This is a genomic window from Pseudomonas sp. BN102 (assembly GCF_029871245.1).
Classification (GTDB): Bacteria; Pseudomonadota; Gammaproteobacteria; order Pseudomonadales; family Pseudomonadaceae; genus Metapseudomonas.
On record NZ_SSON01000078.1, the window covers coordinates 59,986 to 85,386 of the forward strand.

Below are 25,401 nucleotides of genomic sequence, written 5' to 3' on the forward strand. Positions count from 1 at the left end.
TGCAATTCGGCCGCCTCATCGGAGGGGCCGCGATAACTGCCGGAGCTTACCACAGTCACCGCCTTGCACCTACCCCGCCGGGCGGCCTGCCGGGCGGGTAAAAATGCCGCAGCAAAGCCTCAATGCAGGCGCTTGCGGCACATCAGCTGAGCCATCTTGGCGGCGTCGGGGCGTTCTACCACGCCCTTCTCGGTCACGATAGCGTCGATCAGGTCGGCCGGGGTCACATCGAATACCGGGTTCACCGCATGAACCTCGGCCGCGACACGGCGACCACCCAGATCCAGCAACTCGGAGCCGTCGCGCTCCTCGATCGGGATGTCGTCGCCGCTTTCCAGGGACATGTCGATGGTGGAACTGGGCGCCACCACCATGAAGCGCACCCCGTGGTGCATGGCGTTGACCGCCAACTGGTAGGTGCCGATCTTGTTCGCCACGTCGCCATTGGCGGTGATGCGGTCGGCGCCGACTATCACCCAGGTGATGCCCGCGGTCTTCATCAGGTGGGCGGCGGCGGCATCGGCATTCAGGCTCACCGGCACCCCTTCGTTGGCCAGCTCCCAGGCGGTCAGGCGGGCGCCCTGCAGCCAGGGACGGGTTTCGTCGGCGTAGACCCGCTCCACCAGCCCGTCGAGGTGGGCGGCGCGGATCACCCCGAGGGCGGTACCGAAACCGCCGGTAGCCAGGGCGCCGGTGTTGCAGTGGGTCAACAGGGCCTGCGGACTGCCCTGGTGCTTGCGAATCAGCTCCATGCCCAGCTGGGCCATGGTCAGGTTGGCCTCGCGGTCGCTCAGGTGGATGGCGACAGCCTCGGCCTCCAGGGCCTGCAACGGCGTTTCACCGTCGCGCAGGCGCTGCAGGCGCTCGCGCATGCGGTTCAGCGCCCAGAACAGGTTGACTGCAGTCGGCCGGGAATCGGCAAGCGCCTTGAAATCGATCTCCAGCGCCTCGCGCCAGTCGCCACCGGCGGCGATACGGGCTCGGGCGCCCAGGACCACGCCATAAGCGGCGCTGATGCCGATGGCCGGCGCCCCCCGCACCACCATCTGGCGGATGGCCTGAGCCACGCCTTCGGCGGAGTCGTAGGGCAGCCAGACTTCCTCGGCCGGCAGCAGGCGCTGGTCGAGCAGGTGGAGTACGCCGTCACGCCAGTCGATGGCCTTGACCTTCTCGGCTGCTAACAGTTGTTCACGCATCGACCACCTCGCCACCCGTAACTCGCGGAAAAACCGCAGATTATAGCGAGCCGGAGGCCATCTGGCTCGGGTATACTGCCGCCACTTCGTTTTGCGCCCAGGATGCGCCTCCATGCCCAGCCCCAACGCCCCGCTCGATCTGCTTCTGCTGCCGTCCTGGATAGTTCCGGTAGAACCTGCCGGCGTAGTCCTGCGGGATCATGCGCTGGGCATCCGCGACGGCCGCATCGCCCTGCTGGCCCCGCGGGACCTGGCGCTGCGCGTCGACGCCCGCGAACGGCGCGAGCTGCCGGGCATGCTGCTGGCCCCCGGACTGATCAATGCCCACGGCCACGCCGCCATGACCCTGTTCCGCGGACTGGCCGACGACCTGCCGCTGATGACCTGGCTACAGGAACACATCTGGCCCGCCGAGGCCAAGTGGGTCAATGAGATATTCGTCAGGGACGGCACCGAACTGGCCGTGGCCGAGCAGATCAAAGGCGGCATCAGCTGCTTCTCCGACATGTATTTCTTCCCGGCCCAGGCCAGCGCCGCCATCCACGCCGCGGGCATCAAGGCCCAGCTGGCGATTCCGGTGCTGGACTTCCCGATCCCCGGCGCGGTCGACGCGGCCGAGGCCATTCGCCGTGGCGTCGAGCTGTTCAGCGACCTCAAGCACCACCCACGGATCAAGGTGGCCTTCGGCCCCCATGCGCCCTATAGCGTCAGCGACGACAAGCTGGAGAACATCCGCGTGCTGGCCGAGGAACTGGACGCCGGCATTCATATGCACGTCCAGGAAACCGCCTTCGAGGTCCAGCAGAGCCTGGAGCTGCGCGGCGAGCGCCCCATGGCCCGGCTCGCCCGCCTCGGCCTGCTGGGACCGCGCTTTCAGGCCGTGCACATGACCCAGGTGGACGACGCCGACCTCGCCCAACTGGTGGAAAGCAACAGCAGCGTGATCCACTGCCCCGAATCCAACCTCAAGCTGGCCAGCGGCTTCTGCCCAGTGGAACGCCTCTGGCAGGCCGGCGTCAATGTCGCCATCGGCACCGATGGCGCAGCCAGCAACAACGACCTGGACCTGCTCGGCGAAACCCGCACCGCCGCCCTCCTGGCCAAGGCGGTCGCCGGCTCGGCCAGCGCCCTGGATGCCCACCGCGCCCTGCGCATGGCCACGCTGAATGGCGCACGTGCCCTGGGGCTCGAGCAGGACACCGGCTCCCTGGAAGTCGGCAAGGCTGCCGACCTGGTCGCCTTCGACCTTTCCGGGCTGGCCCAGCAACCGGTCTACGACCCGGTTTCCCAACTCATCTATGCCACCGGGCGCGATTCGGTGCGGCACCTCTGGGTCGACGGCAAGCAACTGCTGGACGACGGCCGCCTGACCCGCCTGGACGAAGAGCGCCTGGGCGTCACCGCCCGCGCCTGGGGCGATCGCATCGCCGGCCGCTGAATTCTGTTTCGAGGACATCCCATGACCAACGTCGATCACGTCGAAATCGCCAAGTTCGAGGCCCTCGCCCACCGCTGGTGGGACCGCGAGAGCGAGTTCAAACCCCTGCACGACATCAACCCGCTGCGGGTCAACTGGATTGACGAACGCGTCAAGCTGGCCGGCAAGAAGGTGCTGGACGTCGGTTGCGGCGGCGGCATCCTCAGCGAATCCATGGCCCAGCGCGGCGCCACGGTCACCGGCATCGACATGGGTGAAGCGCCCCTGGCGGTGGCCCAGCTGCACCAGCTGGAGTCCGGCGTACCAGTGGAGTACCGGCGCATCACCGCCGAAGCCCTGGCCGCCGAGATGCCGGGCCAGTTCGATGTGGTCACCTGCATGGAAATGCTCGAACACGTGCCGGACCCGGCCTCGGTGATCCGCGCCTGCCATACCCTGGTGAAGCCGGGCGGCCAGGTGTTCTTCTCCACCATCAACCGCAACCCCAAGGCCTATCTCTTCGCCATTGTCGGCGCCGAGTACATCATGGGCCTGCTGCCCCGCGGCACCCACGACTTCAAGAAATTCATCCGTCCCTCCGAGCTTGGCGCCTGGAGCCGTGCGGCCAGCCTGACGGTCAAGGACATCATCGGCCTGACGTACAATCCGCTGACCAAGCACTACAAGCTGGAAGCTGACGTCGACGTCAACTACATGATCCAGACCCTGCGCGAGGATTGACCGGCATGCGACTCAGAGCGGTTCTCTTCGATATGGACGGCACCCTGCTGGACTCGGCGCCGGACTTCATCGCCATCTGCCAGGCCATGCGCGCCGAACGCGGCCTGCCGCCGCAGGACGAGCGACTGATCCGCGACGTGGTCTCCGGCGGCGCCCGCGCCATGGTCGCCTGCGCCTTCGAGATGGACCCGGACGCAGCGGAATTCGAGCCCCTGCGCCTGGAATTCCTCGAGCGCTACCAGAGCCACTGCGCCGTACTCACCCGCCCCTTCGACGGCATCGACGAGCTGCTGGCGGACATTGAGCAGGCCAAGCTGATCTGGGGCGTGGTGACCAACAAGCCGGTGCGTTTCGCCGAACCCATCATGGAGCAGCTCGGCCTCGCCGATCGCTCCGCCGTGCTGATCTGCCCCGACCATGTGAAGAACAGCAAGCCCGACCCGGAAATGCTGCTGCTCGCCTGCAGCAAGCTGAACCTGGACCCGGCCAGCGTGCTCTTCGTCGGTGACGACCTGCGCGATATCGAGTCCGGCCGCGCCGCCGGCACCCGCACCGCCGCAGTCAGCTACGGCTACATCCACCCCAGCGACAACCCCACGCACTGGGGCGCCGACGTGGTGGTCGACCATCCGCTTGAATTGCGCGCCGTACTCGATCGCGCGCTGTGCAGCTGCTGAGGCAGCCGCGGTAAGCTTCAAGCGACGAGCTTCAAGCTGACCGGTGCTTTCCAGATGCTTTTACCTGCTGCTTGAAGCTTGCCACTTGCAGCTCTCCGAAGGAGCCCCTCCACATGTTCCAGTACTCCGCCCGCCCCGACCTGCTCAAGGATCGGGTCATCCTGATCACCGGCGCCGGTCGCGGCATCGGTGCGGCCGCCGCCAAGACCTTTGCAGCCCATGGCGCCACCGTGCTGCTGCTGGGCAAGACCGAGGCCAGCCTGAATGCCGTCTATGACGAGATCGAGGCTGCCGGTCACCCGCAGCCCGCGGTGATCCCGTTCAACCTGGAAACCGCCCAGCCGCACCAGTACGACGAACTGGCAGCGACCCTGGAGGCCGAGTTCGGACGCATCGATGGCCTGCTGCACAATGCTTCCATCCTCGGCCCGCGCACACCCATCGAGCAGCTGTCCGGCGAAAACTTCATGCGCGTCATGCAGGTCAACGTCAACGCCATGTTCATGCTGACCAGCACACTGCTGCCGCTGCTGAAGCTGTCCAGGGACGCCTCGGTGGTCTTCACCTCCAGCAGCGTCGGCCGCAAGGGTCGCGCCTACTGGGGCGCTTACGCGGTCTCCAAGTTCGCCAGCGAAGGCCTGATGCAGGTGCTGGCCGATGAGGTCGACGGCATCGCCAGCGTCCGTGCCAACAGCGTCAATCCCGGCGCCACCCGTACCGACATGCGCGCCCAGGCCTACCCCGGTGAAAACCCTGACAACAATCCGGAACCCGCCACGATCATGCCTGTCTACCTCTATCTCATGGGGCCGGACAGCGCTGGTGTGAACGGCCAGGCTTTCGACGCGCAATGACCTCCCTCCGCGGCGGTCATCGGACCGCCGCAGCCTCCGTCAGTTTTCCGACGACTCCGCCCCGTGAACGGCATCACATTGCCACTATTTCGCCACCAGCCGGCAAAGGCTTGCCGCCTGGCGTCGAAAGAAAATGCTAACTGATTGAAAAACAAGGTTTTCAACTGCTTACGAGCTCCTGGCACGAAATTAGCTCTATGCCCGGTGTCGTCGCTATTTGCGTCAGAGGTTCAATTCAATGGTTCCTCCCACCCGGACCAACACCATCGATTTCGATGCCGCCAAGCTGCAGCGGCTCGGCTTCACTGGCAATCGCCAACCCAAGCTGCGCCCCACCAGCCTGGCGGAGCTGCGTCGGCAGCTGGCCCTGCAACTGCAGACCAGCCTGGAAGTCGAGCGCATCGTCAGCCTGTTCTTCGACGAAGTGCAACGTCTGGTTCCCCTGGACGCCCTGGCCTACCACCACCAGAGCAGCGACCTGCGCCTGGAACTCGGCACCCGCTCCAGCCATTCCGCAGGCTACCGCCTCAGCCACGAAGGCGAGTACCTGGGCGAGCTGATCTTCCGCCGCAACCAGCGCTTCGACGAGCAGGAGCTGAATCAGCTGGAATCCCTGCTCTCCAGCCTGCTCTTCCCGCTGCGCAACGCCTTGCTCTACCGCGCCGCGATCCAGAGCGCACTGCGCGACCCACTGACCGACACCGGCAACCGCATCGCCATGGAGCAGACCCTGCAGCGCGAGGTTGACCTGGCGCGGCGCAACCTGCAGCCACTGTCCGTGCTGATGCTGGACATCGATCACTTCAAGCGGATCAACGACCAGTACGGCCATGGCACAGGCGATGAAGTGCTGAAGGCGGTGGCCACCACGCTCAAGGCACGCCTGCGCAATGTCGACATGGTGTTCCGCTTCGGCGGCGAGGAATTCCTCGTGCTGCTCTCCGGAACCTGCCGCGAAGCCGCTGCCCTGGTGGGCGAACGCCTGCGCCTGGGCATCCTCGAATTGCAGTACCTGGTCCAGGGCCATCCGCTGGACCTGTCCATCAGCCTCGGTTGCGCCACCCTGCTCCCGGCCGAATCGGTAGACAGCCTGCTGCGCCGCGCGGACAACGCCCTTTATGTGGCCAAACGGGAAGGTCGCAACCGGCTGTCCATGGCCGGCTGATTGCCGATCCCCCCATTGCGGGAGCGATTTCAATCGCGAATGAATTCGCTCCCGCAAGACGGAAGCTGAACAAAAAAGAAGGGGCTCGATGAGCCCCTTCTTCATTTCGCCTGGAATCAGCGCTTGCGACCGAAACCCGGACGCTGGCCTTCGCCGCCGGGCGGACCGCTGCGCTTGTTCTGCGGACGCTGCGGCTTGCGGGCCGGGCGATCCGCCAGCTCGACGGCCGGACGCTCGCCATGGGACTTGGCCGGGCGCTTCTTGTTCACGTCGCGCGGACGGTCGGCTACCGGCGTGCTGCGCGGCGCGCGAGCGGGACGCTCGTCACCTTCGCGACGCGGACCACGGGCCGGACGCTCACCACCTTCACTGCGCGGACCACGGGCCGGACGCTCGTCACCCTCACGGCGCGGACCACGAGCCGGACGCTCGTCACCCTCACGGCGCGGACCACGAGTCGGACGCTCGCCGCCCTCGCTGCGCGGGCCACGAGCCGGACGCTCTTCGCCGTCACGGCGCGGACCACGGGCTGGACGCTCGTCACCCTCACGGCGCGGACCACGAGCCGGGCGCTCGCCGCCTTCGCTGCGCGGACCACGGGCCGGACGCTCGTCGCCGTCACGGCGTGGAGCACGAGCCGGGCGCTCATCGCCCTCGTGGCGCGGGCCACGGGCGGGACGCTGGTCGTCTTCGCGACGCGGCGCACGCGCGCCCACCGGCTTGGCCGACTTGCGCTGCAGGCGATCCAGCTTCTCGCGGAACTTGCCCTTCATGGCCGGCAGGGCCACGGGCTTCAGGCCAACCTCGGTGCTGAGGATGTCCACTTCGCTCTGGCTCATTTCGCGCCAGCGACCCATGGTCAGGTCGGAGGTGATGAACACCGGGCCGAAACGCACGCGCTTCAGGCGGCTGACCACCAGCCCCTGGGACTCCCAGAGACGGCGTACTTCACGGTTGCGGCCTTCCATCACCACGCAGTGGTACCAGTGGTTCAGGCCTTCGCCGCCGGGGGCTTCCTTGATGTCGGTGAACTTGGCCGGGCCGTCGTCCAGCATCACGCCGCGCTTGAGGTTTTCCAGCATCTCGTCGGTGACTTCGCCACGCACGCGCACCGCGTACTCGCGGTCCATCTCGAAGGAAGGGTGCATCAGGCGGTTGGCCAGTTCGCCATCGGTGGTGAACAGCAACAGGCCGGTGGTGTTGATGTCGAGGCGGCCGATGTTGATCCAGCGGCCGGCTTTCAGCCGTGGTAGGCGCTCGAACACGGTGGGGCGGCCTTCCGGATCGTCGCGGGTGCAGACTTCGCCTTCCGGCTTGTTGTAGATCAGCACGCGACGGACGCTTTCGGCTTCTTCCTCGCGTTTGAGCAGGCGACCGTCGACGCTGATGGCGTCATGGCTATCGACGCGCTGGCCAAGGGTGGCGGCTTCGCCGTTGACCTTGACCCGGCCTTCGGTGATCCAGGCCTCGATATCACGGCGCGAGGCCAGCCCCATGCGGGCCAGGACCTTCTGCAGTTTTTCCCCTGCGGGGCTGTATTCGACTTCACTCACTGGGCACCTCCCGGTGTGGCAGTAAAAAGGCCGCGCATCATACGCGGCCAATGGGACTGAGGCTAGTTGAGCCTTGCTGCGGCGTCAGCCTCGCTGCCGACCGGTGGCGGTCAATGCAGGGTTTCGTCCGGCAGCGGCTCGTCGTCGTTCTCAGTGGCGACGGCCTCCGACTCTTCTGGAAGGGTCTGGAGCAGATCGTCGAAATCCGTCTTCAGGCCCTCCTCCATGCTGTCCAGTTCCGCCAGCAGGCTGCGGAAGCTGGTTTCCTCGCGCGGCTCGGTCACATCCTCGGCGTCGGCGCGCGCCTGCAGACCCTCGGGCACCGGGGCCTCGCCATCATCCAGGCCCAGCACCGGCTCGGGCTCCAGCTCGCGCAGGGCAGCCAGCGGCGGCAATTCTTCCAGGCTTTTCAGGTTGAAGTGATCGAGGAAGGCGCGGGTGGTGGCGAACATCGCCGGCTTGCCGGGCACGTCGCGGTAGCCGACCACCCGTATCCATTCGCGCTCGAGCAGGGTCTTGACGATCTGGCTGTTGACCGCGACGCCGCGGATATCCTCGATTTCGCCACGGGTGATGGGTTGCCGATAGGCCACCAGCGCGAGGGTCTCCAGCATGGCGCGGGAGTAGCGTTGCGGACGCTCCTCCCAGAGTCGGCCGACCCAGGGGGCGAAGCGCTCGCGCACCTGCAGCCGGTAGCCGGAAGCCACCTCGCGCAGCTCGAAGGCCCGCCCTTCGCAGGTTCGCGCCAGCACTGCCAGGGCCGAGCGGATCATCGACAGCTCGGGGCGCTCGGCCTCCTCGAAGAGTTCGGCCAGGCGCTCCAGCGACAAAGGCTTGCCGGAGGCCAGCAGAAAGGCTTCCAGCAACGATGCGAGTTCGTTGGGGTCGTTGAGGTTCATCTACTCGGCTCTGGCGCGCACGTGGATGGCGGCGAAGGGCTCATTCTGCACCAGTTCCACCAGCTGTTCCTTGATCAGCTCCAGTACCGCCATGAAGGTGACCACCACCCCCAGGCGCCCCTCCTCCAGGGTGAACAGGCTGACGAAGGGCACGAAAGCGCCGCCCTTGAGCTTTTCCAGCACTTCGCTCATGCGCTCGCGGGTGGACAGCGCCTCGCGGGTGACCTGGTGGCTCTCGAACATGTCGGCGCGGCGCAATACCTCGGCCATGGACAGCAGCAGTTCTTCCAGGGCGACGTCCGGCAGCAGCTTGCGCGCTCGCGCTTCCGGGGCATCCAGGCGCGGCACCGTGAGGTCGCGGCCCACCCGCGGCAGCTGGTCGATGCCTTCGGCGGCCTGCTTGAAGCGTTCGTACTCCTGGAGGCGGCGGATCAGTTCGGCGCGCGGGTCATCTTCCTCTTCTTCCGCCTCGCTGGAGCGCGGCAGCAGCATGCGCGACTTGATCTCGGCGAGCATCGCCGCCATCACCAGGTACTCGGCGGCCAGCTCCAGGCGCACCGACTTCATCAGCTCCACGTAGGACATGTACTGATGGGTGATCGCGGCGACCGGGATGTCGAGGATGTCGATGTTCTGCTTGCGAATCAGGTAGAGCAGCAGGTCGAGCGGCCCCTCGAAGGCCTCGAGGAAAACTTCCAGGGCATCCGGCGGGATATAGAGATCCTGCGGCAGCTCGGTGACCGCCTGGCCGTAGACCAGGGCGAAGGGCAGTTCCTGCTGGGCGCCCGCCTGGCTGTCCTGACCCTCGGAGGGCGGCGTGTTCTGCATCTGTTCCTCTCGCTGCACGGCCGGTGCGGGCTGCTGCCTGGGGTGGGAAGGCACGCCGGCAATGCACCGGTCGGCGGAAAGTGGGCACGTTAGCACCATGTGCCAGACTAAAAAAGTACGACGCAGCACCCCTGGTCAGGTCTGGAGCTTAAAGCTCACGGAGGTTCCGATGAAATTCGTCACCCTGATGTTCAGTGCCGTCCTGATGTTCCTCTGCCTCAGCGTGGCGCCGCTAACCACGGCCCAAGCCGGCATGATCGGCACCGATGAAGCGGTCTCGACCCAGCAACAGTCGAACGATCGCGCCAAGCTCGATGCATTTCTCACCCAGTCCAAGGTTCAGGACGAAATGCGCGCCATGGGCGTGGACGCTGCCACGGCGCGGGCCAGGGTCAAGGCCCTGACCAATGAAGAAGCCGCGCAGATAGTGCAGAAGATGGACTCGGCGCCCGCAGGGGGGAACCTCAGCACCACCGACTTCATCATCATCCTGCTATTGATCATCCTGGTGGCGATACTGCTGTGACCGGCTGGTTCAGTCCTCGCCGAGAAAGGGCTCGGGGTCACCGCAGCCCACGCGCACCACCTCGGGCTCGCCGTCGGCGAGGTTGATCACGGTGGACGCGGCCATGCCGCCATGGCCGCCATCGATGATCAGGTCCACCTGGTGCTCGAGGATCTGCCGCATCTCGTAGGGATCACTCATGGGCAGCTCTTCACCGGGCAGGATCAGGCTGGTGCTCATCAGGGGCGCGCCCAGTTGCTCCAGCAGGGCCAGGGCGATGGGGTGGTCGGGTACCCGCAGGCCGATGGTGCGCCGTTTCGGGTGCATCAGCATGCGCGGTACTTCGCGGGTGGCGCTGAGAATGAACGTGTAGGGCCCCGGCGTGTGCGCCTTGATCAGGCGGAAGGCGGTGGTGTCCACCTTGGCGAAGACGCCGATCTCGGACAGGTCGCGGCAGACCAGGGTGAAATTGTGCTTCTCGTCCAGCCTGCGCAGACGGCGGATGCGCTCGACCGCGCTCTTGTCGCCGATCAGGCAGCCCAGCGCATAAGACGAATCGGTCGGATAGACGATCACCCCGCCGGCCTTGACGATCTCCACGGCCTGCTTGATCAGGCGCGGCTGTGGATTCTCCGGGTGTACCTGGAAAAATTGACTCACGACATCTCCCTGTTCAGAGGGCAGCAATAGCGCTGTGTGCATCGCGGAAGCGCCCCCAGATCGGCGGCAAGTCATCCGGCAAGGGTCGGTACATGCCCAGCTCCGACCAATCGCAGGGTGCGTGGAAATCGCTACCGGCACTGACCAGCATGCCGAATTCTCGCGCCAGAGTGGACAGGCTTCCCACCTGTTCCGCCGGCTGCAGGCCGTTGGACACTTCCAGGGCGTGACCGCCGGCCTGGATAAAATCCGCCACCAGCTTGCGTCGCTTGGCGCCGGTGAAGTTGTACTGCCAGGGGTGCGCCAGGCTGATCCAGGCGCCGGCAGCGCGCAGAGTACCCACCGCGTCGGCCAGGGTCGGCCAGTGCTGCTTGACGTCGCCCAGCTTGCCGGCCCCCAGCCACTTGCGGAAGGCCTCGGCACGGTCGCTGACGAAGCCGCCGCGGACCAGGAATTCCGCGAAGTGCGGTCGAGCCGGTGCGTTGCCGCTGTCGCCCAGCTCCTGCTGCACCGCCCGCGCGCCCTCCAGCGCGCCGGGCATGCCCTTGGCCGCCAGGCGGCGGGCGATTTCCTCGGCCCGCGCCCAACGGCCGTCGTGCAAGGCGGCGATGGACTCGAGCAAGGCCGGGGCATCGGCGGCAAAGGCGTAACCGAGGACATGGATGGTCGCGCCGCCCCAGGTACAGGACAGCTCGATACCGTTGATCAGTTGCATATCCAGCGCCTGGGCCGCTGCCCGTGCCTCTTCCAGGCCTTCCAGCGTGTCGTGGTCGGTGAGCGCGAGCAGGCGCACGCCGCGATCAAAGGCGCGGGCGACCAGTGCTGCGGGGGCCAGGACACCGTCGGAGGCCGTACTGTGGCAATGCAGGTCTATCTGCATGGGCTGTGCTTTCGCTAGGGGAATGGTTTGTTATTATGCCGCCACATCCCGCTTCTGGCTGCCGCCGTGAAACAATTCATCGACTTCATCCCACTCATTCTCTTCTTCATCGTCTACAAACTGGAACCGCGCGCCGTCGAGCTGGCCGGGCATACCTATATGCTAGGCGGTATTTTCAGCGCCACCGCCGTTCTTATCATCAGCTCGGTGATCGTCTACGGCGCCATCTTCCTGCTCCAGCGCCGCCTGGAAAAAGGCCAGTGGCTGACCCTGGCGGCTTGTCTGGTGTTCGGCGGCATGACCCTGGCCTTCCACAGCGAGACCTTCCTCAAGTGGAAGGCGCCCGTGGTGAACTGGCTCTTCGCCCTGGCCTTCGCCGGTAGCCACTTCATCGGCGACAAGCCGCTGATCCAGCGCGTCATGGGCCACGCCCTGAACATGCCGGATGCCATCTGGGTGCGCCTGAACCTTGCCTGGATAGCGTTTTTCCTGGTCTGCGGCTTCGCCAACCTGTTCGTGGCCTTCACCTTCCATGAGTTCTGGGTGGACTTCAAAGTCTTCGGCAGCCTCGGCATGACCGTACTCTTCCTGGTCGGCCAGGGCGTATTCCTGGCCCGCCACATCCACGACAGCGAATCCGAAAAGCCTCAACAGTAAGGACTGCCATGCTCTATGCCATCATCGCCACCGACGTTGCCGGTTCCCTGGAAAACCGCCTCGCCAGCCGCCCCGCGCACCTCGCGCGCCTCGAGCAGCTGAAGGCCGAAGGCCGCCTGGTCCTGGCCGGCCCGCACCCGGCGGTGGACAGCATCGATCCGGGCAGCGCGGGCTTCTCCGGCAGCCTGATCGTCGCCGAGTTCGACTCCCTCGACGCCGCCAAGGCCTGGGCCGACGCCGATCCCTATCGTGCCGCCGGCGTCTACGCCGAGGTAGTGGTCAAGCCGTTCAAGCAGGTCTACCCCTAAGCCGACGTTCGCCAGCCTAACCACGCCAGGAAAAAGGAGTTCCGATGCCCGCCGGTCAATTGCCCCTGCTGTTAACCGCCGCGCTGCTCTGCCGCCTGGCCCTGGCTGAAGAACCCCCGCAACCGGCGGCCCCGGCGGAGAACACCCCTGCGGTGGCTTCGTCTGCCGCCCCCAACGAACTGATCGCCCAACTCCACCAGCTGCAGGGCCAACTGGCCGACAGCGAACGCCAGCGCAGCGAGCTGAGCGCCAGGCTCGAGGCCGCCAGCGGCGAGCCGGAAAGCGCCCAGCTCAGCCGGCTGCGCCAGGAGAACCAGCGCCTCAAGCTGCAGCTCAAGGCGGCCCAGGCATCGCAGCCCCCGCGCCTGCTCAGCGAGCAGCAGACCTGGTTCGCCATCGGTGGCGGCGTCGCCCTGCTGTCCCTGGTTACCGGCCTGGCCGCCCGTGGTGGGCGCCGCCAACGCCGCCAATGGATCAACTGAACTGCCCCATGAGTGAACTGCTGCTAATCGATGACGACCAGGAACTCTGCGAGCTCCTGATCAGCTGGCTCAGCCAGGAAGGCTTCAGCGTGCGCGCCTGCCATGACGGCCATTCGGCGCGCGCCGCCCTGGCCGAGCACGCGCCGGCAGCCGTGGTGCTGGACGTCATGCTGCCGGACGGCAGCGGCCTGGAACTGCTCAAGCAATTGCGCAGCGACCACCCGGAGCTGCCGGTGCTGATGCTCTCGGCCCGCGGTGAGCCGCTGGACCGCATCCTCGGCCTGGAACTGGGGGCGGACGACTACCTAGCCAAACCCTGCGACCCCCGCGAACTCACGGCCCGCCTGCGCGCCGTGCTGCGCCGCAGCCAGCCGCCACAGCCCTCCAGCCAACTGGAAGTGGGCGACCTCTGCTACAGCCCGGTGCGCGGCATCGTCAGCATCGGCAACCACGAGATCAGCCTGACCCTGTCCGAAGGCCGCCTGCTGGAGGCCTTGCTGCGCCAGCCCGGCGAACCGCTGGACAAGCAGCAGCTGGCCCAACTCGCCCTGGGCCGCAAGTTGACCCTCTATGACCGCAGCCTCGACATGCACGTCAGCAATCTGCGCAAGAAGCTCGGCGCCCATGCCGACGGGCGCCCGCGCATCCTTGCCCTGCGCAGCCGCGGCTACTACTACAGCGCCTGAACCAGCCGCTGACCGGCCGGCAGTCTGGGCGACGCAAGCGCCGCCTCGTTGGGCTTCGCTTAGCTCAGGCCTACGCGGCCCGCACCAACCTACGAAGAAGCAATCCGACAGTTCTGCGACGTTCTTTACCCAGCCTTTACCCATGGCTGACCGCCCTTGACCTTGCCGTCCCTAGACTGGGCACATCCGGCAACCGGCCGGAATCGAGACTAGGAGAACCACCATGCGCAAGACCCTCACCGCCCTGCTGCTCGCCGCTACCCTGCCGACCGTGGCCATGGCCATGCCGGAAGGCGGCCCGCGCCATGAGCGCGGTTTCGGTGGCCACATGTTCAAGGAGCTGGACCTCTCCCAGGAGCAGCGCCACGAAATCGGCAAGCTGATGCGCGAGCAGATGAAGTCCCGCCACGAGATCACCCAGCGTTACCTGGACAAGCTGCCGGCGGCGGAACGCAAGGCCATGCAGGACGAGCTCACGGCCGCTGAAACCAAGAACCGCGAGGCCATTCGCGCCCAGCTCAAGCCCGAGCAGCAGAAGACCTTCGACGAGATGCAGAAGAAGATGGAACAACGCCGCGCCGAGCGCGCCGAGTTCGAAGCCTGGAAGGCCGAGAAGGACAAAAAGGCCCAGTAATGCCTCGCGGTTCCGGCCGCAACCCATAATCCACGCCCATCAGGCTGCCCGGCCTGATGGGCTTTGCCGTTCAGGAGCAACCCCGTGCGTTCACTCTTCTGGCGAATCCTGGCCACGCTCTGGCTGGCCCTGGCCCTGGTGGCCGGCCTGGCCATCCTGCTGGGACGTGCCCTCAACCAGGACGCCTGGATCCTCAGCCACCACCCATCCCTGCAGGGGCTGGCCGAACGCCTGGTGCAGCGCTACGAGGACCAGGGCCCGGACGACACCCAGCGCTACCTGGAACACTTCCGACACCGTGCGCGGATCGACGTGCAGATACTCAACGACACCGGCCAAGCGGTGGTGAAAGGCACCTTCCCACGCCGCGCCGCCGCCTTCGAGGCACGCCAGTCAAACTCGCGGCGCCTGCCCTGGCGACGGCTCACCGAGGAGTACACCAGCCCGGCCAGCGGCGATTCCTACCTGTTGATCTACCGCATTCCCTACCCCGAGCTGGAAGCCTGGCACCGTGGCAGCCTGCTCTGGCCATTCAGCGCCCTGGGCATCGCCCTGGTAGTACTGACGCTGTTCAGCCTGGCCCTGACCTTCTCCATCACCCGCCCACTCGACCGGCTACGGCGGGCGGTGCACGACCTCGGCCAGACCGCCTACCAGCAGGACAGCCTGGCCCGGCTGGCGCGACGTCGCGACGAGCTGGGGGTGCTGGCCGGAGACTTCAATCGCATGGGCCAACGGCTGCAGGGCCTGATCGGCAGCCAGCGCCAGCTGCTGCGCGACGTGTCCCACGAACTCCGCTCGCCGCTGGCCAGACTGCGCATCGCCCTGGCCCTGGCCGAGCGCGCCGAGCCCGGGCAGCGGGAAGCCCTCTGGCCGAGGCTGGGCCAGGAATGCGACCGCCTGGAAGCCCTGATCAGCGAGATCCTCGCCCTCGCCCGCCTGGATGCCGAACCGGGTGCGCTTCACCCCATCGCGCTACGGCCGCTGCTGGACAAGCTGAGGGAGGATGCCCGGCTCCTGGCACCGGAGCAGGAGGTGCACCTGGACTGCACCGGGGACCTGCAGCTCGAAGGTTGGCCGGACATGCTGGAGCGGGCGCTGGACAATCTGTTGCGCAATGCCCTGCGCTTCAACCCGCAGGGCCAGCCGGTGGAAGTGAGCGCCAGGGAAGAGGAAGACCGCCTGTTGATCCGCGTGCGCGACCACGGCCCCGGGGTTGCCCCGGAATACCTGGCGCAACTGGGCGAGCCCTTCTTCCGCGCGCCCAACCAGGCGGGCGCCGGCCATGGCCTGGGCCTGGCCATCGCGCGCCGGGCGATCGAGCGCCACGGCGGCGGCCTGCGCCTGGGCAATCACCCCGAGGGCGGCTTCATCGCCACCCTCGAACTGCCCCTGGCACCGACCGCTTGATCAACCCCAGGCCTTGACGAAGTCCGCCGGAGTCAGCTCCGGCGCAGCGCGGCGTTCACCTTCGACACTGCCCAGGTAGAGGAAGCCGACGATGCGCTCCTGCTCGCCCAGGCCAAGCCCGGCCGCGACGTTACGGTCATAGGCCATGTCGCCGGTTCGCCACATGGCGCCCAGCCCCTGGGCATGAGCGGCGAGGAGGATGCCATGGGCGGCGCATCCGGCGGACAGCAGTTGCTCCACCTCCGGCACCTTGTGACCGGCCTGCAGGGTAGCGATCACCACCACCATCAGCGGCGCCCGCAACGGCATGGCGCGGGCCTTGGCGATGGCCGCCTCGGGCGCCTGCGGGTCCTTGGCCTGCAGGGCGGAAACGAACAGCTCGCCCAGTTTCGCGCGGGCTTCGCCTTCGATGGTGAGGAAGCGCCAGGGGCGCAGATAACCATGGTCCGGCGCGCGCAGGGCGGCGCGGAACAACAGTTCGCGCTGAGCGGCATCCGGCGCCGGCTCCTGCAGGCGACCCAGGGAAACGCGATTGAGCAGAGCGTCGAGAGCCTCCATCGGCCACCTCCAGAAAATCAGGGAGCGCGCATTCTAGCCGATAACGCGACTCAGTCTCGCAGTACCCAAAGGTAGACGCGCGGCAACACACGCCACCCCAAGTCGAAGATTACTCCTTCGTCGATGACCGAAAAGGAACTCGAAAATCGGCACAAGCCGGCACCTCGATGTCTATCCTATTCAACGAAAAAACCTGCCAGCCCCCGCCCCGCGGGCGTTTCGCGGCACCCAAAGCTTCCGTAGAATGGTGCGCCCGCCTCCCCCAGCCCAGAGTGCTCCATGTCCCTGCCGACCTTGCGCATCATCGGCTTCATCATCGGCATCTTCCTCATCACCCTGGCCGTGAGCATGGTCATCCCCATGCTCACCCTGCTGGCCTTCGAACGCACCGATGACATCTTCGCCTTTCTCTGGTCGAGCCTGATCACCTTCATCGCCGGCCTGGCCCTGGTCGGCCCCGGTCGCCCGGCCCACACCCATCTGCGCCCGCGGGACATGTACATGCTGACCACCGCCAGTTGGGTGGTGGTCTGCGGCTTCGCCGCGCTGCCGATGGTGCTGATCCAGCACATCAGCTACACCGACTCCTTTTTCGAGACCATGTCCGGCATCACCACCACCGGCTCCACCGTGCTCACCGGCCTCGACCACGCTTCCCCGGGCCTGCTGATCTGGCGCTCGATGCTGCACTGGCTGGGCGGCATCGGCTTCATCGGCATGGCGGTGGCGATCCTGCCATTGCTGCGGGTCGGCGGCATGCGCCTGTTCCAGACCGAGTCATCCGACTGGGGCGAGAAGGTCATGCCGCGCTCGCACATGGTCGCCAAGTTCATCGTGCTGGTTTACACCGGGCTGACGCTGATCGGCACCCTGGCGTTCTGGCTGGCGGGCATGACACCCTTCGAGTCGATCAACCACGCCATGTCACTGATCTCCACCGGCGGCTTCTCCACCTCGGACGCGTCCCTGGCCAACTGGAAACAGCCGGCGGTGCACTGGGTGGCGGTGGCGGTGATGATTCTCGGCAGCCTGCCCTTCACCCTCCTGGTCGCCACCTTCCGCGGCAATCGCAGCGCCCTCGTGGGCGACCATCAGGTGCACGGCTTCATCGGTTTCCTGGTGATCTCCTGGCTGCTGGTCGGCACCTGGCTCTGGGCCAATTCCGACAACGTCTGGCTCGACGCCGTGCGCATAGTCGCGGTGAACATCACCTCGGTGGTCACCACCACGGGCGTGGCCCTGGGCGACTACACCCTCTGGGGCAGCTTCTCGGTGATGCTGTTCTTCTACCTCACCTTCATCGGCGGCTGTTCCGGCTCCACCGCCGGCGGACTGAAGATCTTCCGCTTTCAGGTGGCCTGGCAGCTGCTCAAGGCCAACCTGCAGCAACTGGTGCACCCGCGCGCGGTGATCAAGCAGCAATACAACGGGCACAACCTGGACGACGATATCGTTCGCTCGATGATCACTTTCTCCTTCTTCTTCACCACCACCATCGCCGTGATCGCCCTCGGCCTCTGCCTGCTCGGCCTGGACTGGGTCACCGCCCTCACCGGCGCGGCCACCGCGGTGTGCAACGTGGGGCCGGGCCTGGGGCCCATCATCGGTCCGGTGGGCAACTTCTCTACCCTGCCGGATTCAGCCAAGTGGCTGCTAACCATCGGTATGCTCCTCGGCCGCCTGGAGATCCTCACGGTGCTGGTGCTGTTCACCCCGGCCTTCTGGAAGCATTAGCAGGCCGTTGATTTCCACTGTGCCCGGCCAGGTGCCGGGTTTACAGGGCGATTGGCGCGGTTAGAATTGCGCCTTTCGCGCCTCAGCCAGAAACGGACCCCATGGCCCTGCCGACACTTCGCATCATCGGCTTTCTCATTGGCATCTTCCTGATCACCCTGGCGGTGAGCATGGCCATTCCCATGCTCACCCTGGCCTTCTATGAGCGCACCGGGGACATCAACGCCTTCGTCTGGTCGAGCCTGATCACCTTCGTCGCCGGCCTGGCCCTGGTCATCCCCGGACGCCCGGAGCAGGTGCACCTGCGCCCTCGCGACATGTACCTGCTGACGGTATCGAGCTGGATAATCGTCGGCATCTTCGCCGCCCTGCCGTTCCTCTTCACCCAGGACATCAGCTACACCGATGCCTGGTTCGAGAGCATGTCCGGCATCACCGCCACCGGCGCCACCGTGCTCAGCGGGCTGGACAGCATGTCGCCGGGCATCCTCATCTGGCGCTCGCTGCTGCACTGGCTGGGTGGCATTGGCTTCATCGGCATGGCGGTGGCGATCCTGCCCCTGCTGCGCATCGGTGGCATGCGCCTGTTCCAGACCGAATCCTCCGACCGTTCGGAGAAGGTCCTGCCGCGCTCGCACATGGTGGCCAAGTACATAGTCGCCATCTACGTCGGCTTCACCCTGCTCGGCAGCCTGGCTTTCTGGGCGGCCGGCATGGGCCTGTTCGACGCGGTCAATCACGCTATGTCGGCGATCTCCACCGGCGGCTTCTCCACTTCCGATTCGTCCCTGGCCAAGTGGCACCAGCCGGCGGTGCACTGGGTCGCGGTGGTGGTGATGATCCTCGGCAGTCTGCCCTTCATGCTCTATGTGTCGACCCTGCGCGGCCATCGCAAGGCGCTGCTCAAGGACGAACAGGTACGCGGTTTCCTCGGCCTGCTGGTCGCCACCTGGCTGGTGCTCGGCACCTGGTACTGGCTGACCACCGAGCTGCACTGGCTCGACGCCCTGCGCCACGTGGCGGTGAACACCACCTCGATCCTCACCACCACGGGCTTCGCCCTCGGCGACTACAGCCTCTGGGGCAACTTCTCGCTGATGCTGTTCTTCTACCTGGGCTTCATCGGCGGCTGCTCCGGCTCCACCGCCGGCGGCATCAAGATCTTCCGCTTCCAGGTGGCCTACATCCTGCTCAAGGCCAACCTCCAGCAACTGGTGCACCCGCGCGCGGTGATCAAGCAGGTCTACAACGGCCACCGCCTGGACGATGACATCGTCCGTTCGATCCTGACCTTTTCCTTTTTCTTCACCATCATTATCTGCGCCATCGCCCTGGGCCTGTCGCTGCTGGGGCTGGACTGGATCACCGCGCTCACTGGCGCGGCGGCCACGGTTTCCGGCGTCGGCCCGGGCCTTGGCGAGGTCATCGGCCCGGCGGGCAACTTCTCCAGCCTGCCGGATGGCGCCAAGTGGCTGCTGACCCTGGGAATGCTGCTGGGGCGCCTGGAAATCCTCACCGTACTGGTGCTGATGACGCCCTACTTCTGGCGGCATTGAGACAGCCGGGGCCGAATGACACAAAGCCTCGCCGGGACATTCAATCGAGCCCGGGCCGCGCAACGTTGGGCCTCGTTCCTCGGTGCCAACCTTCTCCCCCCTGCGACGAGCCCAATCGCGAATGAATTCGCTCCCACGCAGGCAGGAAATCAGCCCTCTTCCCGCCGCGCGCGGTACTCCCCTGGAGTGCTGTCGAACCAGCGGCGGAAGGCGCGGAAGAAGTTGCTCGGATCGGCGAAGCCCAGCAGGTAGGCGATCTCCAGCAGGGTCAGGTTCGGCTGCGCCAGGTACTGTTCGGCCAGTTCGCGGCGGGTGTCGTCGAGCAGTTGCTGGAAGCTCATCCCCTCCTCCTGCAAACGCCGCTGCAAGGTGCGCTGGGACAGGTGCATGGAACTGGCCACCACTTCGCGCTTGGGTTCGCCCTGGGGTAGCAGACGGCAGAGCACCTGGCGCACCTGGTGGGTGACGCGGGTGCCGGAAAAACGCGCCAGGTAGTCGCCGGCGAAGCGGTCGTGCAGCTGGGCCAGGGACTCGTTGGCCGTAGGCAGCGGGATCTCCATGTCGGCACGGCTGAACAGCAGCGCGCAATGCTCGGCATTGAACCGCAGCGGCGCCTGGAACACCTGGCGGTAAGCCTCCAGATCAGCGGGTTGCGGACCCTGCAGGCGGATCTCCAACGGGTTGATCGGCCGTCCGGTCATCCAGCGGCAGAAGGCCAGGCAGTAGGCCATGGAAGCTTCCGCGCTCTGCCGGGCGGGCGGCAGGCGGTCGCCATGGATCGACAGGCGCAACTCGTAGCCGCCGGGAGTGGCGGAGAAACTGATGTCGGAACCTTCGGCGATGATCCGCTGGTAGCGCACCAGCCGGGCGAAACCCTCCTTCAGGGTGCGGCTGGACATCAGCGCATAACCCACCACATGGAAGGATGCCGGTCGCACCACCTTGGCCATGTTCAGGCCGATCGCAGGGTTGCCGGACAACTCCACGGCACGCAACCAGAGACGGGTCATGCCGTCCTGGGGGAAGCGGGCGTCGGGATCGCTGAGGGCCTGGTAGTCGAGGCCGAGTTCGGGAAACAGTTTGCGGCAGTCCACTCCGCCCATTTCCAGGGCCTGGACTATTCCCAGGGCCCAGTTCGAGGATGTCGTGCGTTCGCTCATGGCGCCTTCTTGTTCTGGAATTCAAGGCGGCCGCCAACCGGGCGGCGTGCCGGCAAGGATACTAAAGTGGCGCCCATTGTCACTGGCCCATGGAGACACAGGCCCTACACTGCTTCAGAAAACAAGAACCTGGAGCTGCCGCCATGTCCGCCGAATCCACCCACCGCTTCCAAAGCTTCGCCGAGTTCTATCCCTACTACCTGCAGGAGCACAGCAACGACACCTGCCGCCGCCTCCACTATGTCGGCAGCCTGCTGGTGCTGTACATCCTCGGCTATGCCCTGCTCACTCAGCAGTGGCTCTGGCTGTTGGCCCTGCCGCTGGCCGGGTACGGCTTCGCCTGGGTCGGCCACTTCGCCTTCGAGAAGAACAAGCCGGCCACCTTCAAGTACCCGCTTTACAGCTTCATGGGCGACTGGGTGATGCTCCGGGACGCATTGACCGGTCGTATCCGCTTCTGACCGCAAAGCCGCCATAGGGCGGCCTCAGGGGTGAGCAGGGGCTGGCCGGTGCCGTCGCTGGCAGCCGGCCCCTGGCTTGGTTATGATCCGGCTGCCAGCCAACGTCATGGCCCAGGACTTGCAGCGTTCCGCGAATGCCGCAACCCGGCGTCAAGAATGCACCAGGGACAGACCCCAGCCATGAAGCCCGCCATGCTCGACCCCACCACCGCGACGCCCGTGCTGCGCGAGTACTACTCCCGGGTACTGGCCTACATGGCCATTGCCGCCACCATCGCCGCCGGCACCTACGTCCAGCATTTCGGCTTCGACCTCCTCTGGATCGTCCCCTACGCCCTGCTCTATCCGCACCTGGCCCATCACCTGAGCCTGCGGTTCCCGGGGGAGCGCACCGACCGCATCCTGCTCGGCCTCGACACCTTCCACGCCGGAGCTGCCGTGGCCCTGCTGGGGTTCTCCGTGGTGCCGGCGCTGATGATCCTACTGACCCTCTGTTTCAGTGCCATGCTACTCGGCGGGCTGCGCCAGATGACTCTGGTACTGGTGGGCTCGCTGGCCAGCATGCTGGCGGTCGGCCTGGCCCTGCAGCCCGCGTTCAAGGGCGGCACCCCGGCCCTGGCGGCACTGGTCAGCGTGTCCTTCACCACCCTCTACATCTGCATCACCGCCTTCTTCGTGCACCAGCAGGGCCTGCGCCTGGCCCAGGCCCGCAGCGAGATCAAGCGCGAACAGGAAAAGGCCGCGCGCCTGGCACGCAACCTCGCCAAATACTTGTCGCCCCAGGTCTGGGAAATGATCTTCAGCGGCAAGAAAAGCGTGCGCCTGGAAACCCAGCGCAAGAAGCTCAGCGTGTTCTTCTCCGACATCAAGGGCTTCACCGAGCTGTCCGAGGAACTGGAAGCCGAGCAGCTGACCGACTTGCTCAACAACTACCTCAACGACATGTCGAAGATCGCCCTCAAGTACGGCGGCACCATCGACAAGTTCGTCGGCGACAGCGTCATGGTGTTCTTCGGCGACCCCGCCACCCAGGGCGCCAAGAAGGACGCCGTGGCAGCCGTATCCATGGCGGTGGCCATGCGCAAGCACATGAAGGTCCTGCGCCAGCAGTGGCGCGCCCAGGGCATCACCAAGCCCCTGGAAATCCGCATGGGCATCAACACCGGCTATTGCACCGTGGGCAACTTCGGCGCCGACACGCGCATGGACTACACCATCATCGGCCGCGAGGTGAACCTGGCCAGCCGCCTGGAAAACGCCTCCGACACCGGGGAAATTCTCATCTCCCACGAAACCTACTCGCTGGTGAAGGACGTGATCATGTGCCGCGACAAGGGCCAGATAAACGTCAAGGGTTTCACCCGCCCCGTGCAGATCTACCAGGTGGTGGACTTCCGCCGCGACCTGGGCGCCGCCTCCAGCTACGTCGAGCACGAACTGCCCGGCTTCTCCATGTACCTGGATACCAACAGCATCGAGACCTACGACAAGGCCAAGGTCATCCAGGCCCTGCAACAGGCGGCGGAAAAGCTGCGGGATAAGATCATTCCCTGAATCCCATCTGCAGGGGTTGGAACATCACCTGTAGGGGATCGCGCTCAAGGACGGTTCAAGGCACGGCCCCCCATCCAGCATCGGCTGGCGCGCCAGGAACTCCAGGGCCGAAGCGCGCCAGGACAGGCGCCCTGCCCGTTCGGCGCAACGCTCCCGATCCAATTCCAGGGCCGCCAGACAGGCGTGCCGCAAGTCGTCGTCGAGGCAGCCGGTCAGTCCCGGTTCCAGCACGTCCAGAGGCCCGGCCACGGGGAAGGCCGCCACCGGCGTGCCACAGGCCAGGGCTTCGAGCATCACCAGCCCGTAGGTATCGGTCAACGACGGGAACACCAGCACGCTGGCCTGCGCATAAAAGCGCGCCAGTTCCTCGCCCTGGCGATAGCCGAAGAAGCGCGCCGCGGGATAACGCGCCGCCAGCGCGGCACGCAACGGGCCATCGCCCACCACCCATTTCTCCCCCGGCAGCTCCAGGTCGAGGAACGCCTCGAGATTCTTTTCCGTGGCCAGGCGGCCGGCATAGAGGAAAATCGGCTGGTCCGGCCGTGGCAGCGCCAGCGGGCGGAACAGCGCGGTATCCACGCCCTTGCGCCACAGGCTGAGCCTATCCAGGCCGTGGCTGGCGAAGGTCTCGCGCATGCGTTCGGTGGTCACCAGCACCGCCTGGCTGGGGCGGTGGAACAGGCGCAGGAAGGCATAGCCCCAGCTCAAAGGCACCCTCGGCCAGCGACCATGGACGTACTCCGGAAAGCGCGTGTGGATGGCGCTGGAAAAGGCCAGCCCGCGCTTGACCAGCCAGCGCCGCGCAGCCCAGCCGAGGGGACCCTCGGTGGCCAGGTGCACGCAATCTGGCTGGAACGCCTCGATCTTCGCACCCACCCGCCAGAGGTCCCAGGCCAGGGGAATCTCGGGGTAGCTCGGGCAGGGACGGCTACGGAAGCCCTGGGGCGACAGCAGCAGCACCTGGTGCCCCAGCGCTTGCAGTTCGGTCACCAGCGCCTGCAGGCTGGTGACCACGCCATTCACCTGGGGCAGCCAGGCATCAGTGACGATCAGTATCCTCATGCAGCCGGCTCGACCAGCTCCACGGCACGGGCCTCAAGCTCCCGCGCCTGGGCGTCGGCCAAACGGAAGAGTTCGATGCTGCCATCCCAGTGCTCTATCAGCGCCGTGCAGGACTCCACCCAATCGCCGCAGTTTAGGTAGTCCACCGCGCCCACCTTGCGGATCTCCGCATGGTGGATATGGCCGCAGACCACGCCGTCCAGGCCGCGCTTGACGCATTCGTGGGCGATGGCTTCCTCGAAGTCGCTGATGAAGTTCACCGCGCTCTTCACCTTGTGCTTGAGATAGGCCGACAGCGACCAGTAGCCGTAACCCCAGCGTTCGCGCCAGTGGTTGAGCCAGCGGTTGAGGGTCAGGGTGAACTCGTAGGCCGAGTCGCCGAGGAAGGCCAGCCACTTGTGGTAGCGGGTGATCACGTCGAACTGGTCGCCATGGATGACCAGCATCCGGCGGCCGTCGGCGGTTTCGTGCACCGCCTCGTCCACCAACTGGATATTGCCCAGCATCAGGCTGGAATAGCGGCGCAGGAACTCGTCGTGGTTGCCGGTGACGTAGATCACTTCGGTGCCGCGCTTGCTCATGGTCAGCAGGCGGCGGATCACGTTGGTGTGCGCCTGCGGCCAGTACATTCCGCCGCGCAGCTTCCATCCGTCGATGATGTCGCCCACCAGGTAGATGCGGTCGGCGTGATACTGCTTGAGGAAGCGCGCGAGGTGCTCGGCCTGGCAGTCGCGGGTGCCGAGGTGGACATCGGAGATCCACAGGGTACGCACGCGCTGCTTGCGGGGCTTGGTTTTGCTGGCGGGTTCCAGGCGTTCGACGCTGCTCATGGGCGACCTCCGGAGGGGTTTTGCCGATGGTGGGCCAGGGCGGTGAAGTGGGGATGACCGGGAAGTTGCAGACCTGTGACAGCGCGCGGCCCGCGACAAGGTTTAGAATGGCCGCCTCCGTCGAGGGTGCCGCCATGAGTTCGATCCTGTCCCTGCGCCAGTACAACCACGACCTGCTGGTCCACAGCCACAGTCACGCCCAACTGGTGTTCGGCCTCTCCGGCTGCCTGGAGTTCGAGGTGGACGGCCGTGGCGCACGGGTCGAGCGGCAAACCCTGGCAGTGGTGCCGCCCGAGGCGCAGCACGCCTGCGGCAGTCCCGGCGGCAGCCTCTGCCTGGTGGTGGACGTGCCCGACGAGGACTGGCTGCGCCACACCCTGGGCCGGCATTTCGACTCGGGCCGGCGCCTGCTGGAGCAACCAGGCGCGCTGTCCCTGAACCCTGCGCAGAGCCAGCTGGTCAGCTGGATCGCCGCCAGCCCCCTGGCCGATGAGGTGATCGCCGGGCAATCCGCCGGCCTGCTGCTGGCCAGCCTCGCCGCTCCCGGCGCCTGCACCGCGGAAAGCAGCGCCCTGCCCCTGGCGGCGCTGGACGCGCATATCGACCAGCACGCCGCCCGCCCCCTGCAAGTGGCCGACCTGGCGCGGCTCTGCGGTCTGTCGGTGGCGCGCTTCCACGCGCGCTTCCTCGCCGAGGCCGGGCAGACGCCCATGGACTATGTGCGCTCCCGGCGCCTGCACCTCGGCCGCCAGTTGCTGCTGGAAAGCCGCCTGGCGGTGGGCGAGATCGCGGCAATGGTCGGCTACAGCTCGCAGAGCGCCTTCACCGCCGCCCTCTCTCGCGAATTCGGCGTCACCCCGCGCGCCCTGCGCAACGCCCGCGAGTAACGCGACAAAGCCTGCGAGCCTGGCGACAGACAAGGCGGCGAGCCGCC

General features: G+C 66.3%; 27 protein-coding genes. 17 read left to right on the forward strand and 10 right to left on the reverse strand.

What is annotated here, in order from left to right; all coding sequences use genetic code 11:
- Positions 1-119 precede the first annotated feature (119 nt).
- On the reverse strand, positions 120-1,196 hold the full coding sequence (gene mtnA, locus E8F12_RS26275; protein WP_280328156.1) for an S-methyl-5-thioribose-1-phosphate isomerase: 1,077 nt from the start codon (positions 1,194-1,196) through the stop codon (positions 120-122).
- Between the two features lie 112 nt (positions 1,197-1,308).
- Here mtnA and E8F12_RS26280 point away from each other — a divergent pair, with 112 nt between their 5' ends.
- From E8F12_RS26280 to E8F12_RS26300, 5 genes are all read left to right on the forward strand, one after another.
- Positions 1,309-2,634: a TRZ/ATZ family hydrolase gene (locus E8F12_RS26280; protein WP_280328157.1), complete on the forward strand. Its 1,326-nt coding sequence runs from the start codon at positions 1,309-1,311 to the stop codon at positions 2,632-2,634.
- A 21-nt stretch (positions 2,635-2,655) separates the two neighbouring features.
- Entirely contained in the window at positions 2,656-3,354 is a 699-nt protein-coding gene (gene ubiG / locus E8F12_RS26285) for a bifunctional 2-polyprenyl-6-hydroxyphenol methylase/3-demethylubiquinol 3-O-methyltransferase UbiG (RefSeq protein WP_280328158.1), read from the forward strand.
- A complete protein-coding gene (mupP, locus tag E8F12_RS26290) occupies positions 3,351-4,031 on the forward strand; it encodes an N-acetylmuramic acid 6-phosphate phosphatase MupP (protein WP_280328159.1) in 681 nt (226 codons plus the stop codon). Before ubiG ends, mupP begins: the two co-directional genes overlap by 4 nt.
- Before the next feature lie 113 nt (positions 4,032-4,144).
- On the forward strand, positions 4,145-4,885 hold the full coding sequence (locus E8F12_RS26295; RefSeq protein ID WP_280289074.1) for a YciK family oxidoreductase: 741 nt from the start codon (positions 4,145-4,147) through the stop codon (positions 4,883-4,885).
- A gap of 238 nt (positions 4,886-5,123) precedes the next feature.
- Positions 5,124-6,050, forward strand: coding sequence for a GGDEF domain-containing protein (locus E8F12_RS26300; protein WP_280328160.1), 927 nt, complete (start codon positions 5,124-5,126; stop codon positions 6,048-6,050).
- A 116-nt stretch (positions 6,051-6,166) separates the two neighbouring features.
- On the opposite strand, the gene rluB is transcribed toward E8F12_RS26300, so the two are convergent.
- The 3 genes from rluB to E8F12_RS26315 form a co-directional block, all read right to left on the reverse strand.
- The gene (gene rluB, locus E8F12_RS26305) at positions 6,167-7,603 is read right to left on the reverse strand and encodes a 23S rRNA pseudouridine(2605) synthase RluB (RefSeq protein ID WP_280328161.1); all 1,437 of its coding nucleotides are present in this window, start codon (positions 7,601-7,603) and stop codon (positions 6,167-6,169) included.
- A gap of 110 nt (positions 7,604-7,713) precedes the next feature.
- Complete coding sequence (gene scpB, locus E8F12_RS26310) at positions 7,714-8,502, reverse strand: SMC-Scp complex subunit ScpB (RefSeq protein ID WP_280328162.1); 789 nt, start codon at positions 8,500-8,502, stop codon at positions 7,714-7,716.
- Entirely contained in the window at positions 8,503-9,201 is a 699-nt protein-coding gene (locus E8F12_RS26315) for a ScpA family protein (RefSeq protein WP_280328382.1), read from the reverse strand.
- A 298-nt stretch (positions 9,202-9,499) separates the two neighbouring features.
- Here E8F12_RS26315 and E8F12_RS26320 point away from each other — a divergent pair, with 298 nt between their 5' ends.
- Positions 9,500-9,856 (forward strand): PA2779 family protein, encoded by a 357-nt coding sequence (locus E8F12_RS26320; protein WP_280328163.1) that lies wholly within the window; start codon positions 9,500-9,502, stop codon positions 9,854-9,856.
- A gap of 9 nt (positions 9,857-9,865) precedes the next feature.
- Here E8F12_RS26320 and E8F12_RS26325 read toward each other — a convergent pair whose 3' ends face one another.
- Together E8F12_RS26325 and E8F12_RS26330 are read right to left on the reverse strand one after the other, a co-directional pair.
- Positions 9,866-10,495 (reverse strand): L-threonylcarbamoyladenylate synthase, encoded by a 630-nt coding sequence (locus E8F12_RS26325; RefSeq protein ID WP_280328164.1) that lies wholly within the window; start codon positions 10,493-10,495, stop codon positions 9,866-9,868.
- Between the two features lie 13 nt (positions 10,496-10,508).
- The gene (locus E8F12_RS26330) at positions 10,509-11,375 is read right to left on the reverse strand and encodes a PHP domain-containing protein (protein WP_280328165.1); all 867 of its coding nucleotides are present in this window, start codon (positions 11,373-11,375) and stop codon (positions 10,509-10,511) included.
- 66 nt (positions 11,376-11,441) lie between these two features.
- On the opposite strand from E8F12_RS26330, the gene E8F12_RS26335 reads away from it, so the two are divergent.
- The 6 genes from E8F12_RS26335 (at position 11,442) to E8F12_RS26360 (ending at position 15,552) form a co-directional block, all read left to right on the forward strand.
- On the forward strand, positions 11,442-12,032 hold the full coding sequence (locus E8F12_RS26335) for a septation protein A (protein ID WP_280291272.1): 591 nt from the start codon (positions 11,442-11,444) through the stop codon (positions 12,030-12,032).
- Positions 12,033-12,040: 8 nt separating this feature from the next.
- Positions 12,041-12,340, forward strand: coding sequence for a YciI family protein (locus tag E8F12_RS26340; RefSeq protein WP_280291270.1), 300 nt, complete (start codon positions 12,041-12,043; stop codon positions 12,338-12,340).
- Positions 12,341-12,384: 44 nt separating this feature from the next.
- Positions 12,385-12,822, forward strand: coding sequence for a hypothetical protein (locus tag E8F12_RS26345; protein ID WP_280328166.1), 438 nt, complete (start codon positions 12,385-12,387; stop codon positions 12,820-12,822).
- 8 nt (positions 12,823-12,830) lie between these two features.
- Positions 12,831-13,508 (forward strand): response regulator transcription factor, encoded by a 678-nt coding sequence (locus E8F12_RS26350; protein ID WP_280291268.1) that lies wholly within the window; start codon positions 12,831-12,833, stop codon positions 13,506-13,508.
- A 223-nt stretch (positions 13,509-13,731) separates the two neighbouring features.
- Positions 13,732-14,142: a Spy/CpxP family protein refolding chaperone gene (locus E8F12_RS26355; RefSeq protein ID WP_280328167.1), complete on the forward strand. Its 411-nt coding sequence runs from the start codon at positions 13,732-13,734 to the stop codon at positions 14,140-14,142.
- Between the two features lie 84 nt (positions 14,143-14,226).
- Positions 14,227-15,552, forward strand: coding sequence for a HAMP domain-containing sensor histidine kinase (locus E8F12_RS26360; RefSeq protein ID WP_280328168.1), 1,326 nt, complete (start codon positions 14,227-14,229; stop codon positions 15,550-15,552).
- On the opposite strand, the gene E8F12_RS26365 is transcribed toward E8F12_RS26360, so the two are convergent.
- Positions 15,553-16,110 (reverse strand): nitroreductase family protein, encoded by a 558-nt coding sequence (locus E8F12_RS26365; protein WP_280328169.1) that lies wholly within the window; start codon positions 16,108-16,110, stop codon positions 15,553-15,555.
- A 279-nt stretch (positions 16,111-16,389) separates the two neighbouring features.
- Between E8F12_RS26365 and E8F12_RS26370 the strand changes: the two genes are divergently transcribed.
- Both E8F12_RS26370 and E8F12_RS26375 read left to right on the forward strand, forming a co-directional pair.
- Positions 16,390-17,844, forward strand: a complete 1,455-nt coding sequence (locus E8F12_RS26370; RefSeq protein ID WP_280328170.1) for a TrkH family potassium uptake protein — start codon at positions 16,390-16,392, stop codon at positions 17,842-17,844.
- A 101-nt stretch (positions 17,845-17,945) separates the two neighbouring features.
- Positions 17,946-19,400: a TrkH family potassium uptake protein gene (locus tag E8F12_RS26375; protein ID WP_280328171.1), complete on the forward strand. Its 1,455-nt coding sequence runs from the start codon at positions 17,946-17,948 to the stop codon at positions 19,398-19,400.
- 149 nt (positions 19,401-19,549) lie between these two features.
- On the opposite strand, the gene E8F12_RS26380 is transcribed toward E8F12_RS26375, so the two are convergent.
- Positions 19,550-20,560, reverse strand: a complete 1,011-nt coding sequence (locus tag E8F12_RS26380; protein WP_280328172.1) for an AraC family transcriptional regulator — start codon at positions 20,558-20,560, stop codon at positions 19,550-19,552.
- A 143-nt stretch (positions 20,561-20,703) separates the two neighbouring features.
- Between E8F12_RS26380 and E8F12_RS26385 the strand changes: the two genes are divergently transcribed.
- Together E8F12_RS26385 and E8F12_RS26390 are read left to right on the forward strand one after the other, a co-directional pair.
- Positions 20,704-21,021 carry an Mpo1-like protein gene (locus tag E8F12_RS26385; protein WP_280328173.1) on the forward strand — a complete coding sequence of 106 codons (318 nt, stop codon included), beginning with the start codon at positions 20,704-20,706 and terminating at the stop codon, positions 21,019-21,021.
- 180 nt (positions 21,022-21,201) lie between these two features.
- Positions 21,202-22,575 carry an adenylate/guanylate cyclase domain-containing protein gene (locus E8F12_RS26390; RefSeq protein ID WP_280328174.1) on the forward strand — a complete coding sequence of 458 codons (1,374 nt, stop codon included), beginning with the start codon at positions 21,202-21,204 and terminating at the stop codon, positions 22,573-22,575.
- Between the two features lie 24 nt (positions 22,576-22,599).
- Here the strand turns inward: E8F12_RS26390 and E8F12_RS26395 are convergent, their stop codons facing one another.
- Together E8F12_RS26395 and E8F12_RS26400 are read right to left on the reverse strand one after the other, a co-directional pair.
- Entirely contained in the window at positions 22,600-23,637 is a 1,038-nt protein-coding gene (locus tag E8F12_RS26395) for a glycosyltransferase family 1 protein (RefSeq protein WP_280328175.1), read from the reverse strand.
- Positions 23,634-24,467, reverse strand: coding sequence for a UDP-2,3-diacylglucosamine diphosphatase (locus E8F12_RS26400; RefSeq protein WP_280328176.1), 834 nt, complete (start codon positions 24,465-24,467; stop codon positions 23,634-23,636). The genes E8F12_RS26395 and E8F12_RS26400 overlap by 4 nt, the downstream gene beginning before the upstream one ends.
- A gap of 134 nt (positions 24,468-24,601) precedes the next feature.
- Between E8F12_RS26400 and E8F12_RS26405 the strand changes: the two genes are divergently transcribed.
- Complete coding sequence (locus E8F12_RS26405; RefSeq protein WP_280328177.1) at positions 24,602-25,354, forward strand: AraC family transcriptional regulator; 753 nt, start codon at positions 24,602-24,604, stop codon at positions 25,352-25,354.
- Positions 25,355-25,401 lie beyond the last annotated feature (47 nt).